Annotated in this window: 13 protein-coding genes; 3 read left to right on the top strand and 10 right to left on the bottom strand. The window is 70.4% G+C overall.

Annotation, left to right across the window (positions count from 1 at the left end; genetic code table 11):
- Position 1: 1 nt before the first annotated feature.
- Positions 2-1,747, bottom strand: coding sequence for a methylmalonyl-CoA mutase family protein (locus tag K3888_RS04055; protein ID WP_230928939.1), 1,746 nt, complete (start codon positions 1,745-1,747; stop codon positions 2-4).
- A 232-nt stretch (positions 1,748-1,979) separates the two neighbouring features.
- Here K3888_RS04055 and K3888_RS04050 point away from each other — a divergent pair, with 232 nt between their 5' ends.
- Positions 1,980-2,615 (top strand): TVP38/TMEM64 family protein, encoded by a 636-nt coding sequence (locus K3888_RS04050; protein WP_230928938.1) that lies wholly within the window; start codon positions 1,980-1,982, stop codon positions 2,613-2,615.
- Here K3888_RS04050 and K3888_RS04045 read toward each other — a convergent pair.
- Positions 2,599-3,411 (bottom strand): DUF3097 domain-containing protein, encoded by an 813-nt coding sequence (locus K3888_RS04045; protein WP_230929087.1) that lies wholly within the window; start codon positions 3,409-3,411, stop codon positions 2,599-2,601. The genes K3888_RS04050 and K3888_RS04045 overlap by 17 nt on opposite strands.
- A 76-nt stretch (positions 3,412-3,487) precedes the next feature.
- On the opposite strand from K3888_RS04045, the gene K3888_RS04040 reads away from it, so the two are divergent.
- Positions 3,488-4,315 (top strand): Rv1486c family protein, encoded by an 828-nt coding sequence (locus K3888_RS04040; protein WP_230928937.1) that lies wholly within the window; start codon positions 3,488-3,490, stop codon positions 4,313-4,315.
- Between the two features lie 10 nt (positions 4,316-4,325).
- Here K3888_RS04040 and K3888_RS04035 read toward each other — a convergent pair whose 3' ends face one another.
- The 8 genes from K3888_RS04035 to K3888_RS04000 all read right to left on the bottom strand — a co-directional run bounded on the left by K3888_RS04035 (position 4,326) and on the right by K3888_RS04000 (position 12,615).
- Positions 4,326-5,369 carry a ferrochelatase gene (locus tag K3888_RS04035; protein ID WP_230928936.1) on the bottom strand — a complete coding sequence of 348 codons (1,044 nt, stop codon included), beginning with the start codon at positions 5,367-5,369 and terminating at the stop codon, positions 4,326-4,328.
- 1 nt (position 5,370) lies between these two features.
- The gene (gene inhA, locus K3888_RS04030; protein ID WP_230928935.1) at positions 5,371-6,210 is read right to left on the bottom strand and encodes an NADH-dependent enoyl-ACP reductase InhA; all 840 of its coding nucleotides are present in this window, start codon (positions 6,208-6,210) and stop codon (positions 5,371-5,373) included.
- Between the two features lies 1 nt (position 6,211).
- On the bottom strand, positions 6,212-6,943 hold the full coding sequence (gene fabG1 / locus K3888_RS04025; protein ID WP_230928934.1) for a 3-oxoacyl-ACP reductase FabG1: 732 nt from the start codon (positions 6,941-6,943) through the stop codon (positions 6,212-6,214).
- Positions 6,944-7,010: 67 nt separating this feature from the next.
- Positions 7,011-7,991 carry a VWA domain-containing protein gene (locus K3888_RS04020; RefSeq protein ID WP_230928933.1) on the bottom strand — a complete coding sequence of 327 codons (981 nt, stop codon included), beginning with the start codon at positions 7,989-7,991 and terminating at the stop codon, positions 7,011-7,013.
- Positions 7,988-8,965: a DUF58 domain-containing protein gene (locus tag K3888_RS04015; RefSeq protein WP_230928932.1), complete on the bottom strand. Its 978-nt coding sequence runs from the start codon at positions 8,963-8,965 to the stop codon at positions 7,988-7,990. The genes K3888_RS04020 and K3888_RS04015 overlap by 4 nt, the downstream gene beginning before the upstream one ends.
- Entirely contained in the window at positions 8,962-10,026 is a 1,065-nt protein-coding gene (locus K3888_RS04010; RefSeq protein WP_372459525.1) for an AAA family ATPase, read from the bottom strand. Before K3888_RS04010 ends, K3888_RS04015 begins: the two co-directional genes overlap by 4 nt.
- Before the next feature lie 141 nt (positions 10,027-10,167).
- Positions 10,168-11,727, bottom strand: coding sequence for an NlpC/P60 family protein (locus K3888_RS04005; RefSeq protein ID WP_230928931.1), 1,560 nt, complete (start codon positions 11,725-11,727; stop codon positions 10,168-10,170).
- Positions 11,728-12,075: 348 nt separating this feature from the next.
- The gene (locus tag K3888_RS04000) at positions 12,076-12,615 is read right to left on the bottom strand and encodes an Rv1476 family membrane protein (RefSeq protein WP_230928930.1); all 540 of its coding nucleotides are present in this window, start codon (positions 12,613-12,615) and stop codon (positions 12,076-12,078) included.
- A gap of 242 nt (positions 12,616-12,857) precedes the next feature.
- On the opposite strand from K3888_RS04000, the gene K3888_RS03995 reads away from it, so the two are divergent.
- On the top strand, positions 12,858-15,665 hold the full coding sequence (locus K3888_RS03995) for an aconitate hydratase (RefSeq protein ID WP_230928929.1): 2,808 nt from the start codon (positions 12,858-12,860) through the stop codon (positions 15,663-15,665).
- Positions 15,666-15,753 lie beyond the last annotated feature (88 nt).

The following is a 15,753-nucleotide window of genomic DNA, read 5'->3' as shown; positions in this document are numbered from 1 at the left end:
CTCACTTCACTCCCAGTTGGTCGAGGAGGGTGGACAGGGCGGCGACGGCGTCGATGCCGAGACCCAGGTACCCGTCGGGGCGGTCGGTGGCGTCGGCGGGGAAGCCCTTCTCGGCACCCGCGAGGTACACGGTCGTCACACCGGCGGCGCGCAGGGCGGCGACGGCATCCGAGCCCTCGGCGGCGTAGCGCTTGTCGGCGCCACAGATCACGGCGACCTCGGCACCCTCGCGAGCATCGGCGTACTGACCAGCCTCGGTGACGCCCGGGTTGCGGGCCTCGATTCCGCCGGCGGCGAGAAGGTTGGCGACGAAGGTCACGCGGGGCGTGGTCTCCGCCTGCGGGCCGAGGCCGGCGACGAGGACCGTCGGACGCGATCCGGTTGATTCGAGATGGGCGTCGGAGCGGTCACGCAGGTCCTCGAAGGCGCGACCGTAACGGTAGCCCCCGCCTCCTCGACGGGACTCGTCGAACGCGGGCTCACCGAGGTTCGGGAACTCCGAGACACCGGTGATCGGGGCCTTGCGGTGCGCGATGTCGGCGTCACGGGCGTCCCGGACCCGGGCGATGGACTCGGCCACGGAGCCGGAGCCGATCGCGGCGGTGAGGCCGCCCGCGGCTTCGATGGTCTGCAGGACGGACCACGCGGCGTCGGCAAGCGAGTCGGTGAGCGACTCGACGTACCAGGAGCCACCGGCGGGGTCCACGACGTGGCCCAGGTGGGACTCCTCGAGAAGCAGCAGCTGGGTGTTGCGGGCGATGCGGTCGGCGAAGGAGCGGGACGTGCTCTGGAGACCGCCGGGAACCGAGGCGTCGAACGGCAGGACCGTGACGGAGGTGGCACCGCCGACGCCCGCCCCGAATGCGGCGAGCGTGGTGCGGAGCATGTTCACCCACGGGTCGCGACGCGACATCATCGCAGAGGAGGTGACCGCGTGCTGCGCGGCGCCGCCGGCCTCCGGGGCGCCGAGGAGCTCCGCGGCACGGGCCCACATGAGGCGACCGGCCCGGAACTTGGCGATCGAGGCGAACTGGTCGTCGGTCGCGGCCAACCGGAACGAGATCTGGCGGAGGGCGGCGTCGGCGGACATTCCCGCCGAGATCAGGGCACGCACGTACTCGAGCCCCGCCGCGACGGCGTAGGCGAGCTCCTGGGCGTCCCCGGCGCCCTCGGCGTGGAACACGGTGCCGTCAGCGACGAACGTCCGGATGGTCTCCTCGCGCTCTGAGACCCGGGCGGCCAGACGCACGGCGGCGTCCAGTCCGATGGAGCCGACCCCGGCGTAGGCGGCGGTGACCGGGGCGGCACCCAGATCGGCGACCACGGCCGAGCGGTCCTGCACCCCGTCACCGGCGGTCCGGCGCTGGTCGAGTAGTTCGAGGTAGGCCTCGGCGACCTCCACCAGATCGGTTCCCGACTCGAAGGTCACCGGCGCCAGATCCAGGTAGACGTCCTTGAGGACGGCGGCCAGATCGGCGGCCTCGACGGTGAGCCACAGTGCCGAGACACCCTGCTCGAGCTGGTCGAGGATCCGCGTGTTGACCTGCGAGACGTCGCCGGTGGCCTCGACGCGGGCACTGACGTGCCAGCCGTTCTCCGGAAGTCCCGCACGGTTCCCGCCACGGACGTAGGGGAACTCCCCCGGCGCCGGACGCTCTGCAATCTCGTCCGCCCGCGTGTACAGCGGGTTGATCTCAATCCCGTCCCGCGTGGTCGCGATCAGCGAACGCCAGGCGTCATCGGGCATGTCGGCGTGATCCTTGCGGGCGGCCTTCGCGAGGACGGCTCCCACAGATGCGTACCAGGAGTGAAGGTCAGGACCTGGGGTCGGACTGGTCACCGGTACCTCGTTCTCTTGTGGAGTGAAGGGGGTCACCTCGGGACTCTAGTGCAGCGCTTCACACCGCAGGAACACGCCCTGGAGTGCGGGGAGTCCTCGGGGGGAGAACCCCGGGGCCTGTGGGGCTACAGTCATCCCGGTGCGCGGACGGGTGATCGGTTGGGTGGTGGCGGTCGTTGTCGTCGTCGTCCTCGCGACCCTCGTCCCCGTCCCGGGGCTGGAACAGCTCCGCTCCTGGGCGGGCCAGCTCGGACCGTGGTTCGCCCCGGCGTTCTTCGCGGCGTACGCGGTGGTCACCGTCGTGCCGGTCCCCCGCTCGACGTTCACCTATTCGGCGGCGGTGCTCTTCCCGCCAGCCGTGGCCATACCGTGGTCCCTCGTGTCGACCGGCATCGCCGCAGCGCTCGCCTTCGAACTCGTGCGGCGGCTCGGACACGAACGCACCGCGGCACTGCGCGCCGACCCGCGGATCGCGAAGGTGGACGCGCGCCTGCAGCGCCGGGGTTGGCTGTCGGTGGGCAGCCTGCGACTCGTCCCGGTTGTGCCGTTCTCGGTCGTCAACTACGCCGCCGCGCTGACCTCGATCCGGCGACGGCAGTTCCTGCCGGCGACCGTGATCGGCAGCGCGCCCGGCACGGTCGCCGCGATCATGCTCGGCAACTCGCTCACCGCGGGCGAGGGCACCGCGGCATTGTGGGCGACCGCCGGGTTCGCCGCGGTGGGCCTGGTGGGGATGGCGCTGGATGCGCGGATGCCGGTCACGCGGGCTCCGTGACGAAATCCACCAGTCTTTCCACCGCGCCGAGCAACGTCGGCTCGACGTCGCGGTAGCTGCTGACCGACGACAGCACGTGACGGAACCCGTCGGCGGGCTCGCCCCAACCCAGGCGGGAGCAGATGCCGGTCTTCCAGTCCTCGCCGCGGGGGACGACCGGCCATTCGCGGATACCGACGGCGGCGGGCTTGACCGCCTGCCAGATGTCGACGTACGGGTGACCGGTCACCAGGACGTCCCCGCCCAGCCCGGCCACGATCCGCGACTCCTTGCTGCCCTCGACCAGGTGGTCCACCAGGACACCGAGGCGCGCCTGCGGCGTCGGGCCGAAGTCGGCCACGAGCCCGGGCAGGTCATCGATGCCGTGGAGCGGCTCCACCACGATGCCCTCGACCCGGAGGTCATGGCCCCAGATCTTCTCCACCAGCGCCGCGTCGTGGATTCCCTCCACCCAGATCCGGCCCGCACGGGCGGTCCGGGCGCGGAGTCCCTCGACCTTTCGCGAACCCGACGCCGTCACCGCGGGCCCGGTGGCGGCCCGGGGCGCGGGCTTGCGCAGTGTCACCGGTGAGCCGTCGAGGAGGAACGCCGACGGTGTAATGGCGAAGAGGCGAACCCGGCCGTGTCGGTCCTCGAGCTTGACGAACTCGCCGTCGTAGCTCCGGTCGAAGCCCACGACCGCGCCGCAGAACCCGGACCCGGCGTCCTCGACGACCAGATCCCGCTCGGCGTCCACGACGGGGACCTGCGGGCGGCGTCGCCGCGCAGTTCCGGACAGGACATCGGAGCCGTACATATCAGCCATGGCGTGACACCGTAGCCGCCGCGACGACGATCGGGGCGGTGGCGCACCGGCGGTAGGATCGATCGTCATGTCACGACCCCTCGCCACCAGTACCGCGCTCTCCCCCGCGTGGGCGCTGCCCCTGCACCTGCTGCGCACCGCGTGGGCGGACCAGCCGTTCGATGCCCTGAGCTCGTACGTCAGCGGCCTCGCCCAGTCGCACCTGGTCGAGATCGTCGGTGAGCCGGTCGCGGGGCTCGCCGACGTGGGCCCGGCGGCCGGGGCTGTGGGGATGCTGCCGGACATCGTGCGGCACCTGCGCCGTGTCGGCGCCTCCCACCCCGCCGCGGAGATCCTCTCGCTCCTCACCACCGCGCCCGGCGACTCGTCGAGCCTTCCGCCCGTTCCCGCGGTGCGTGCCGATGTGGCGGAGGCCGGTTGGGGCGTTCTGATCCGGGATCCGCAGAGCCGCGAGGGGCTGTGCCTGACCTGTGTGCGGCCGCATGTCGACGTCCTCCGGTGGCGGATCCGGGGCGTCGCAGACTGCCCGGTGGCGCCCCAGCCGGCCGGGCCGTCGGAGGCGTTGTACGAACTCGGCCGCGCAGTGGTGGACGCCGCCGAGCTCATCGAACGGTCCGCGGCCGCTCAGGGGGTGGGCGCCGCCGGCCCGATAGACGTGCACGCAGCCATCACCCGCGTTCCCGCGGGACTGCCCGCGCGCGTGCTCGAACTCGTCGATCGCATCGACAGGGTCGAGGCGATCACCTCGCTCGCCCTGGCCCGGCCGGGGCTCGGCGTCGACCCCGCGACGCGCGAGCCGATCCTGCGCCGCCTGGTGGCGGTGAAGGACGCGGCGCGTCGGTCCGCCGTGGCGGCCGCCGGCGAATCGGCGCTACGGGAGTGGGGACCCCGCTGAACGTCACTGTTCAGCGGGCGCAGCACCCGATCCCGCAGCGGGCCCCGTCGCGGTTGCGACCGAGCGCGGGAACGCTGCCCGGTCGTGGCTGCGTGGTGCCGGACTCGACCTCGTCGAGCAGCTCGACGACCATCCGGGCGAACTCCCGGCTCGGGCCGGGCGTCGCACAGCGGGTGACGGTCACACCCAGCTCGCGGACCTCGTCCACGAGCTCGGTGTCGAGGTCCCAGATGACCTCCACGTGATCGGAGATGAACCCGATCGGGACGACGACGACATCGCGGACGCCGCGACTGGTGGCGAGATCACGGACGTGGTCCACCACGTCCGGCTCGAGCCACGGGACGCCCGGCGGCCCGGAACGCGACTGCCACACGACGTCGTACTCCGCCACTCCGGCCGCCTCGGCGACGAGCCGCGAGGCCTCCTGGACCTGACGGCTGTAGAGGTGGCCGCCCAGCGCGGGCGGGCCAGCCACCTCGTCGGCCGCATCGGGGACGGAATGGGCGGTGAAGACCACCCGCGCACCCGGGACCGCGGCGTCGATCGCCCGGCGCAGATCCGCGGCGAAGCGCTCCACGAACAGCGGGTGGTCGTAGAACTGGCGTAGCCGGATCATCGTGGGCGCCCCCGCGACCTGCTGGCGGACGCGCTCGATGTCCTCGTTGTACTGGGCGCACCCGGAATAGCCGCCCCATGCGGAGGTGGCGAACACCGCGGCGTGGCGAACCCCGTCGGCCACCATCCGGCGGACGGTGTCCTCGGCCATCGGCGTCCAGTTCCGGTTGCCGAAGTACACCGGCAGGTCGCGTCCCTGATCGGCCAACTCGGCCTCGATGTTCGCGATGATCTCGCGGTTGAGGTCGTTGATAGGGCTACGCCCGCCCAGGTGCCGGTAATGCGTGGCCACCTCTTCGAGCCGCTCCCTCGGGATACCGCGACCCCGGGTGACGTTCTCGAGGAACGGGATCACGTCCTCCTGCCCCTCGGGGCCGCCGAAGGACAGGAGCAGCAGTGCGTCCACCGGGCCCCCGGCCGGGTTCGGGTCTGTCACGTCACTGTCCCTGTTCGCTGAACGACACGGTGCCGGCGCCACCGTCGGCATAGACGACGGTGCCGGTGGTCGCCGCCATCAGATCAGAGAGCAGGGCGACGGCGGTGGTGGCGACTGCGGTCGGGTCCTCGACGTTCCAGCCGAGGGGCGCCCGTCGCGCCCACTCCCCCTGCATCTGGTCGAGCTCCCCGCCCGGACCGAGCGCATCACCGGCGATCGCCTTGGCGGCGAGGGTCTTGATCGGCCCAGCTGCGATGAGGTTGGAGCGGACCCGATCCGGCCCCAGCTCCCGGGCGACGTAGCGGTTCACTGCTTCGAGAGCGTTCTTGGCGACCGACATCCAGTTGTAGAACGGCATCGAGAACCGCGGATCGAAATCCAGTCCGATGATCGACGCACCCGGGTTCAGGAGCGGTCGAACGGCCTTGGCCAGGGACGCGTAGGAATAGGCGGAGACCTCCAGCGCCACCGCCACGTCCTTCCACGGGGCGTCGAGGAACGGGTCGCCGAGACAGCTCGGCGGAGCGAAGCCGATCGAGTGCACCACGCCGTCCAGTGAACCCGTGTGCTCTCGGACCCGGTCGGCCAGAGCCACCAGGTCCTCGTCGCTCTGCACGTCCAGCTCGACCACCGGCGGGCGCTCCGGAAGTCGCTTGGAGATGGCCTTGACGAGCGACGGCCGTCCGAACGCGGTGAGGATGACCTTCGCACCGTGGAGCTGGCAGTGCTTGGCGATGTGGAAGGCGATCGACGCGTCGGTGATGACGCCGGTGACGAGGATCGTCTTACCGGCGAGCAGCCCGGTGCCCGCGCCTGTGTTGTCGGTGTCGGTCCGGCTCATGTCAGTGCCCCATTCCCATTCCGCCGTCGACCGGGATCACGGCCCCGGAGATATAACCGGCGTCGTCACCGGCGAGGAAGCTCACGGCCCCGGCGACGTCGTCCGCCGAGCCCTTGCGGCCGAGCGGGATCGCCGCGACCGCGAGCTCCTGCGTCTTGTCGTCGAGGTCCGCGGTCATGTCAGTGTCGATGAAACCGGGGGCCACGACGTTGGCCGTGATGTTGCGCGAACCGAGTTCGCGGGTCAGCGACCGGGCCATGCCGATCAGCCCGGCCTTCGAGGAGGCGTAGTTGACCTGGCCCGCGGTGCCGGACTGCCCGACCACCGAGCCGATGAAGATCATCCGCCCGAACCTGGCCCGCAGCATCCCGCGCGATGCGCGCTTGGCGACCCGGAACGCCCCGGCGAGGTTCGCTTCGACCACTCGTGTGAACTGCTCGTCCTTCATGCGCATCAGCAGCGTGTCGTCGGTGATGCCGGCGTTGGAGACGATCACCTCGACGGGCCCGAATTCCGCCTCGACCGCGGTGAACGCGGCATCGACCGAGTCGGCGTCGGTGACGTCGCACCGGACCCCGAACAGTCCCTCGGGGGCGCCGGAGCCGCGGTGGGTGACCGCGACCCGGTGGCCGTCCGCGCGGAGTCGTTCGGCGACCGCCCTGCCGATCCCGCGGTTACCGCCGGTGACGAGGACTGTCCGTGGCGCGGTGTCGCGCCTGCTCTCGGAAACCATGTGTCCACCCTAGCGAGCGGCTCCCCCGGGTCGGACCGCGAGTGCTCCGGTTACGCAGGGGTCGGTGTCACGGGATACGCCTGTGTGCGGTGAGCGAGCCGGCGGCGGCGAGCATCGCCAAGAGCGAACCGGCGATGAGCCACGGCCGGGAGGCGTCCGCCTTCTTCCACTCGTATCCGATCTGCTCCTCGAGGGTCCGGTAGACCGAGTCGAGCTCCTCGAGGCTGGAGGCGGTGAAGAAGTCGCCGCCGGACAACTCGGCGATGGTCTCGAGGGAGGCGTCATCGACCGGCACCGGCTGCGGGCGTCCCTGGATGTCGACGGTGCCGTACATGGTGCCGAACGAGATCGTGGACACGGGGATCCCGGCCTCCGCGGCGCGCTCGGCCGCGGTGAAGGCGCCCCGTTCCTCGGTCGGCTGTGCGGGGACCGTCTCCTTGCCGTCGGACAGGAGCACGATGCGCGCCGGCGGCGCCTGATCCGGGCCGCCGAGGCTCTCGGTGAAGGTCGTGATGGCCTGGGTGGCGGTGTAGATGGCCTCGCCGGTGGCTGTCCGCTCGTCGAGACGTAGTCGTTCGACCGCGCGCACCACGGGGCCCCGGTCGGTGGTGGGTGCCACGAGCATCGAGGCTGTCCCGGCGTACGAGACCAGGCCGAGGTTGACGCCCTGGGTGAGGTTGTTGGCGAAGGTCGTCGCCGCCTGCTGCGCGGCCTCGAGCCTCGACGGGGCGACGTCGGTGGCCTCCATGGAGAGGGAGACGTCGACGACGAGCATCACCGTCGCCCGGTTACGGGGGACCTTCTGCTCCTTCTGGGGTCCGGCCATCGCGATCACGAGACTGACCATCGACAGGATGAGCAGCACCGCCGGGACGTGCGTGAACCACCGCCGCCCCCGGGTGTTCACCGACCGGAGGACGCCGAAGTTGCCGAAGCGGACCGTCCTGCGCTTCTTGGACCGCAGGGCGATGATGTACCCGATCGTGATGGCCAACGGCGCGGCGAGCAGGAGCAGCCACAGCGGGTGCTGGAACTCGGACAAGCTCATGGGGTCGCCTCCTCCGCAGGCTGTTCACCGGGCAGGTCGCGGTCCAGGTTCTCCCCGGTGGGCAGCCCGCCCTGCCTGCGGACACCGACGAAGTCGATCACGTCACGGACCCAGTCGCGGTCGGTGCGCAGCGCCAGGACGGGGGCGCCGCAGCGGCGTAGCGCTGTGTGAACCGCGGCGCGATGCTCGGCGGCCGCACGCCGATAGTCCGCCGCGAGAGCGTCGTCCACCTCGAGTTCGAGGACCTCTCCGGTTGCGGGATCCTGCAGCAGCGCGACGCCGACGGCCGGGAGGGCGATGTCGAGTGGGTCGGCCACGTGCACGGCCAGGAACTCGTGACGGGTGCCGAGGAGGCGGAGCGAGCGTTCCCAGTCGATCTCGGACAGGAAATCCGAGATCACCACCACCAGTCCGTGCCGACGCGCCGCGTTGCGGACGGCGTGGAGGCAGTCGACGAGCGCACCTCCCGGTGCGACCTCCGGAGCGGAGCGGGAGACATCCTCGAGCAGCCGCCGGACGTGGTCCCGCCCCCCGGTGGCGCGCAGTACGCGGGGCCGACCGTCACCGGTCAGGATCATGCCCACCCGACTGCCGCCACCGGCGGAGAGGAATCCGACCGTCGCGACAGCGGCCTCCACGAGCCGGCGCTTGGCGCCGTACCGGCCCTCGATGTCCAGCGACGCGGACAGGTCGACGACGAGCCACGTCTCCAGCTCGCGGTCGGCGATGGTCTGGCGGATATGCGGGATGGTCGTCCGGGCGGTCACGGACCAGTCCATCGTCCGCACGTCGTCACCGGGCTCGTAGGCGCGGGCCTCCCCCGGCTCGGTACCGGGGCCGGGGAGCAGACCCCGGTGATCACCGTTGAGGACACCGTCCAGTCGCCGTGTGACGAGCAACTCGAGCTGGTTCAGGGCGGCACGGGACGACACGTCGACCCGGTCGTCGCGCCGATCCTCCTCCGCGGAGGTCACGGCGAGGGCGGCGGGCCGGCCTGGGCCGGGACCGCGCTGATCTGCGGCAGCGGGACGGCCTCGAGCACCCGGCGGACGACCGTGTCCGCGGTGATCTCGTCAGCGAGCGCGTCGTAGGTGAGGACGAGCCGATGGCGCAGGACGGCGGGGAGGACATCGACGATGTCCTGGGGCACCACGTAGTCGCGTCCGCGGACGAGAGCGAGGGCGCGCGCCGCGGTGACCGTTCCCAGGGTGGCTCGGGGCGAGGCGCCGTAGGCGAGCCACCGGGCCACGTCCTCGAGTCCGTGGCGCGCGGGCTCGCGTGTCGCGATCGTCACGCGCACCACGTAGTCGACGAGTGCGTGGTGGACGAAGACCTCGCGTACGGACGCTTGCAGTCGCTGCAGCGCGTCCACACCCAGGATCCGGGTCGGCTCCGGTGGGGTGGCGCCCATCCGGTAGACGATCTCCCGCTCCTCCTCTGGACTCGGGTAGTCCACGACGAGCTTGAACAGGAACCGGTCGCGCTGCGCTTCGGGGAGTTGGTAGACACCCTCGCTCTCGATCGGGTTCTGGGTGGCCATGACCAGGAACGGTGACGGCATGGGGAACGTCTGTCCGCCGATCGAGACATGCCCTTCGGCCATGACCTCCAGCAGCGCCGACTGGACCTTGGCGGGGGCGCGGTTGATCTCGTCGGCCAGCACGAAATTGGCCAGGATCGGTCCGAGCTCCACTTCGAACTCCTCGCGGCCCTGCCGGTAGATCCGGGTGCCGACGATGTCGGCGGGCACCAGGTCCGGGGTGAACTGGAGGCGCCGGAAGGACCCGCCCACCACCGTGGCGAAGGTCTCCACCGTCAGGGTCTTCGCCACGCCCGGCACACCTTCTAGAAGGATGTGTCCGCGGGAGAGCAGACCGACGAGGATCATCTCGATGAGCCGGTCCTGGCCCACCACGACCTTCTTGACCTCGTAGACCGCCCGCTCGAGCAGCCGCGCGTCCTCGGCCGCGGAGGCCGCGGATCCGGCGGGAGGCTCGCCCTGGGACGTCAACTGGTCGGGGTGGGTATCGCTCACCGCGGCGGGCTCCTTCGCATGATCGGATGATCCGGTCGCCCGGGGCGCTGCCGCCGGGCGGGCATGGGGACGACCCTACCGGGATGCGCCTGCCACCGACCGGTCACCGTCGCCCGGCGGGCGCGTCACCGCGGTGCGGCGTCAGACCAGTCGGACGGCCATCGGGCTGATGCCGGCCATACGGACGGGCGAGATCTTCACGACGTCGCCGGACTGCGGTGCCTCGACCATCTTCCCGTCGCCGAGGTAGAGGGCGACGTGCCCGGGCCAGAACAGCATGTCGCCGCGCTTGCGATCGGCCACGGGAACTTGCGGTCCCGCGGTGTACTGGTAACCGGTGTAGTGCGGCAGCGCCTTCCCGACACCTGCGAACGCGTAGATCATCAGTCCGGAGCAGTCGAAGCCGACCTTGTTGTAGTCCCCGTGACTGTCCGCCACACCGCCGTCGCGGATGCCCTTGGTGGGACCGTTGGCGTCGCCGCCGCCCCAGGCGTAGGTCACGCCGAGCTGTGACAGCGCACGGTTGACGACGGTCTCCACGCGGGCCGAGCTCGACGGTGTGCCGGCGTCGACGCCGCCGTTGCCCTGGCCCGGCCTGCTCGGGGCGGCCGGGCCGTCGGCGAGTGAGCCGAAGTCGGCCGCGCTGATCGCGTCGGCGACCTGCTGGACGATGGCCTCGGTGTCGCCGTTGATGCCGGCGTCCACGGCTGCCCCGACACTGCCGGCGTCGATCGCCCCGCCCGCAGCACGGGTGAGCTCATCCGAGGACCCGCCGGCGAACTGCCGGATGGCGCCGAGATCGAGGTGGGAGGGCAGGGCAAAGGCGATGTCAGCCGCCTGCCGGCCGGCTTCGGGCTGGTCGGCGAGCGCACGGACGGCCTGTTCGCGCATCGCGGTCTCGTCGACGGTGACCTCGTTCGCGCCGCCTGTGGCGGGCCCCGCCGGGGACGCCCCGGCGGCGGCGAGTGCGGTCTGCTGTTCTTCGAGGTCGCGGGTGAGCTGCTCGACCTCTGATTCGAGGGTGGTGACCTCGCTCGAGACCGACGTGACCTGGGCCGCTGCACCGTCACGGCGAGCCGAGGCATCGTCGTATCGCTGCGCTGCCGCCTCCCGGGCGCCGAGCGCTTCGCTCTCTCTGCGGGCGGCCTCATCGGCGGCGGCGACCATGTCGCCCACCACGCTCCGCTGATCGGCTGCTGCCCGCTGCAGGTACTCCTGGCGAAGGCCGGCGTCGGCCGGGCCGCCGGGGTCGAGTAGCGCTGATGCGGCGCCCGGGGCGGTGCCCTGGCGGTGTAGGAGCCGCGAGTAGTCGTCCAGGGTTCCGCGCGCCGACTCGACACCCGACTCGGCTTTCTCGCGTTCGGTCACGGTGCGGTCGACATCCGCGATGGCGCGATCGAGGTCGACGCGGGCCATCTGCAGATCAACCAGCGATTTGTTGACGTCCTCGCGCGCGACGGCGATCCCCTCGCGCTTCGCATCGAGACGAGCTGTGGCGTCGGCGACCGCACGGATCAGACCACTGATGTCACCCGGGGCGACCCGGGCGGCTTCCTGGGCGGTGGCGACAGGTACCTGGACGACGGCGGTGCCGGTCACCAGGACGAGAGCCGCGGCGACGGCGGCGCGCCCGGGCGCACGGCCGAGGCTTCTATGGTTGCGCACCCCACGGGTGCGCCGCAACGAATGGTCGGGCTCCACGTTTCACCTTCCGCTGACCGCACCGGGGTGCGGCGTCTCGCGCGGCCCGTTCGACGGGTCGCGTGCCCGAGTCGGTGGAGGACGTCCCGTGATGCCTTCCCCTGCGCCACTGGAGTCACAACCGGCTCGGTAGAATCTATGGTTCCTTAAGCACCGTAGGTCACAGCGAGCACATGTGAAACATCAGGCGGCAAAATACACTGCTGTAACTTGAAAAACCGGTTTCGCGACGGCGTGTCGCCGTGGATGTGGTATCGGTGGCCGTGCCTTCGGCGGCGGGCGAAACGCGGCGGGGCGGCCGTGCAGCGGCCGGTCGTGAACGCGGAGGTGAGACGTGCTCCGGGTGGGTCAGCGGCGTCGGCGGCGCAGGACCGTGGCGAACGCGATCACGGCCACGATGGCGAGGACGAGAGTGATCGCGGTGAGTGCACCCCAGGCCGGGGCGGGGGCGGCAACCTTGTGGGCGAAGACCGATGCCGAGGCGACCGGATCGAACTCCTCCCATGCGTCGTCCTGCCCTGCCTCGAGACGGTGGCGCGGGATCGTGTCGCTGGAGCTGCCCACGAATGCCGGCGTCCGGACGAAGATGGTGCCCTCGAACTCCTCGTTGAGGAACGCCGCCAGATCCCTGGCGTCGGTGTATACGGCGGCGGGCGCCTCGGTGTAAACGACCTTCAGGTCGAGGCCGCGACCGGCCGCGTCGTCCACCACGGTGCGGAGCCCGTCGACGAACGGCTCCGGCGCGGCCACCCCGTCGTCCGCGAGGTCGGCGACGACGGCCTGGTAGTCGAGCCAGTACGGGACCTCGCCCAGCTGCAACGACAACAGGGGCTCGTCCACATAGGCGAGGGTCGTCACGGCGTCATCGGGGTCGTCCACGTCGGACATGGTGCCACCTCGTCGTCGTCGTCCGGGAGCGCACGCGCCGAACGGCGTCAGATCCGGTACCGCTCCCCACGTTCGGGCGTGCCGGACGCTAAACAGGACGAGCGTACTGCTAAATTGGTGGTCGCAGACCGGGCAGAGGGTCCACAATGGATCCTGTGTCCGACCCGGCGTCGCCCGAAGTACGACACAGGCGACACCGGGAGGGATGACTAACCGACATTCACACCACGAGTGGAGCTGACGTGACAGCAAGCATTGACAGCTTTGGCGCCAAGGGGACCCTTGAGGTCGGCGGCGAGGCCTACGAGATCTACCGCCTCTCGGCGGTCGAGGGAGCCGAGAAGCTCCCCTATTCCCTCAAGGTACTGACGGAGAACCTCCTTCGTACCGAGGACGGCGCCAACGTCACCAAGGCGCACATCGAGGCGCTCGCCGGCTGGGATCCGAGCGCCGAGCCCGACACGGAGATCCAGTTCACGCCGGCGCGCGTGATCATGCAGGATTTCACCGGCGTGCCGTGCATCGTCGACCTGGCCACCATGCGTGAGGCCGTCGAGACCCTCGGTGGCGATCCGGACAAGGTCAACCCGCTCGCGCCCGCCGAGATGGTCATCGACCACTCGGTGATCATCGAGTCGTTCGGCGGACCGAACTCCTTCGAGAAGAACGTCGAGATCGAGTACCAGCGCAACGAGGAGCGGTACCAGTTCCTGCGCTGGGGCCAGGGCGCCTTCGACGACTTCAAGGTCGTCCCCCCGGGGACCGGCATCGTCCACCAGGTCAACATCGAGTACCTCGCCCGCTCGGTCATGGTGCGGGGCGGCCAAGCGTACCCGGACACCTGTGTCGGCACCGACTCGCACACGACCATGGAGAACGGGCTCGGCGTGCTCGGCTGGGGCGTCGGCGGCATCGAGGCCGAGGCCGCCATGCTGGGCCAGCCCATCTCGATGCTCATCCCGCGCGTCGTGGGCTTCAAGCTCACCGGCTCGATCAAGCCGGGCGTCACCGCGACCGACGTGGTGCTCACCATCACCGAGATGCTCCGCAAGCACGGTGTGGTGGGCAAGTTCGTGGAGTTCTACGGTGCGGGTGTCGCGGCCGTGCCGCTCGCCAACCGCGCCACCATCGGCAACATGAGCCCGGAGTTCGGTTCGACCTGCGCCATGTTCCCGATCGACGGCGAGACCATCGACTACCTGCGCCTGACCGGTCGCGACGAGGAGCAGCTCGCCCTCGTCGAGGCCTACGCCAAGGAGCAGGGCATGTGGCTCGACCCCGAGGCCGAGGAGCCGGTGTTCTCCGAATACCTCGAGCTGGACCTGGGCGAGGTCGTGCCGTCCATCGCCGGCCCCAAGCGCCCGCAGGACCGCATCGAGCTGTCCGACTCCAAGAGTGCGTTCCGCAAGGACATCCACAACTACGTCCACAGTGGCAGCGGGAACGACGATGTGCGCGACATGGTCGCCGAGGGCGGGGCCACCCCGCCCGTTCCCCACGGCGCCAAGCTGTCCTTCGCGGACGACGGTTCCGTGCGTGCCGACGCCTCCGTCGGGTCCGACGGCCGCCCCTCGCTGCCCGTGCCGGTCGCGATCGACGGCGGCGAGGAGATGATCCTGGACCACGGCATCGTCACGATCGCCTCGATCACCTCGTGCACCAACACCTCCAACCCGTCGGTCATGATCGGCGCCGGTCTGCTCGCGCGCAAGGCGCACGAGAAGGGCCTCACCGCCAAGCCGTGGGTCAAGACCTCCATGGCCCCGGGCTCGCAGGTCGTCACCGAGTACTACGAGCGCGCCGGCCTGTGGCCCGACCTCGAGGCGCTCGGCTTCTACCTGGTCGGCTACGGCTGCACCACCTGCATCGGCAACTCGGGTCCGCTGCCCGAGGAGATCTCGTCGGCGATCCAGGAGTACGACCTCACCGCCACCGCGGTGCTGTCCGGTAACCGCAACTTCGAGGGCCGGATCAACCAGGACGTCAAGATGAACTACCTGGCGTCCCCGCCCCTGGTCATCGCGTACGCGATCGCCGGCACGATGGACTTCGACTTCGAGGCCGACGCCCTGGGTAACGACAAGGACGGCAACCCCGTCTACCTCAAGGACATCTGGCCCTCCTCCGAGGAGATCGAGTCGACCATCAAGGCCTCCATCTCCTCCAAGGAGTACACGGAGAAGTACGCCGACGTGTTCGCCGGTGACGAGCGCTGGCGTGGCCTGAGCACTCCGGACGGCAAGACCTTCGAGTGGGACGACAAGTCGACCTACGTGCGCAAGGCCCCGTTCTTCGACGGCATGGAGATGGAGCCGGACCCGGTCTCGGACATCAAGGGCGCGCGCGTCCTGGCCAAGCTCGGCGACTCGGTCACCACCGACCACATCTCGCCGGCCTCGACCATCAAGCCGGGTACCCCGGCTGCGCAGTACCTCGACGCGAACGGCGTGGAGCGGAAGGACTACAACTCCTTCGGTTCGCGTCGTGGCAACCACGAGGTCATGATCCGCGGTACCTTCGCCAACATCCGTCTGCAGAACCAGCTGCTGGACGGTGTGTCGGGCGGCTACACCCGGGACTTCACCCAGGAGGGCTCGCCGCAGGCGTTCATCTACGACGCCGCCCAGAACTACGCCGAGCAGGACATCCCGCTCGTCGTGCTCGGCGGCAAGGAGTACGGCACCGGCTCGTCCCGTGACTGGGCCGCCAAGGGCACCCGCCTGCTCGGCGTGCGTGCCGTGATCACCGAGTCGTTCGAGCGTATCCACCGCTCCAACCTCATCGGCATGGGCGTCATCCCGCTGCAGTTCCCCGAGGGCGAGTCGCACGAGACCCTCGGCCTGGACGGCACCGAGTCGTTCGACATCTCGGGCATCGAGGAGCTGAACAACGGCACCACGCCCGAGACGGTCAAGGTCGTGGCCACCAAGCAGGACGGCGGAACCGTCGAGTTCGACGCCAAGGTGCGCATCGACACCCCGGGCGAGGCGGACTACTACCGCAACGGCGGCATCCTGCAGTACGTGCTGCGCAACATGATCAAGGGCTGATCCCCTCTCACATCGACGGCGGTGTGTGGTCGACCTGCTCGATGCGGGGCGACTGCGCACCGCCGCGGTGTATCTGAAGGAAGGTGAC

It is taken from the genome of Dietzia aurantiaca, from assembly GCF_021033825.1.
GTDB lineage: Bacteria > Actinomycetota > Actinomycetes > Mycobacteriales > Mycobacteriaceae > Dietzia > Dietzia aurantiaca.
This window is presented reverse-complemented; position numbering and strand designations above follow the sequence as displayed.

Excerpts from the sequence above, each read along its gene's own strand:
- inhA (WP_230928935.1), bottom strand. The coding sequence starts at position 6,210 with ATGAGCCGGACCGACACCGACAACACAGGCGCGGGCACCGGGCTGCTC.
- K3888_RS04000 (WP_230928930.1), bottom strand. The coding sequence starts at position 12,615 with ATGTCCGACGTGGACGACCCCGATGACGCCGTGACGACCCTCGCCTAT.
- K3888_RS04020 (WP_230928933.1), bottom strand. The coding sequence starts at position 7,991 with ATGAGCTTGTCCGAGTTCCAGCACCCGCTGTGGCTGCTCCTGCTCGCC.
- K3888_RS04045 (WP_230929087.1), bottom strand. The coding sequence starts at position 3,411 with ATGTACGGCTCCGATGTCCTGTCCGGAACTGCGCGGCGACGCCGCCCG.
- fabG1 (WP_230928934.1), bottom strand. The coding sequence starts at position 6,943 with ATGGTTTCCGAGAGCAGGCGCGACACCGCGCCACGGACAGTCCTCGTC.
- K3888_RS04040 (WP_230928937.1), top strand. The coding sequence starts at position 3,488 with ATGTCACGACCCCTCGCCACCAGTACCGCGCTCTCCCCCGCGTGGGCG.
- K3888_RS04055 (WP_230928939.1), bottom strand. The coding sequence starts at position 1,747 with ATGCCCGATGACGCCTGGCGTTCGCTGATCGCGACCACGCGGGACGGG.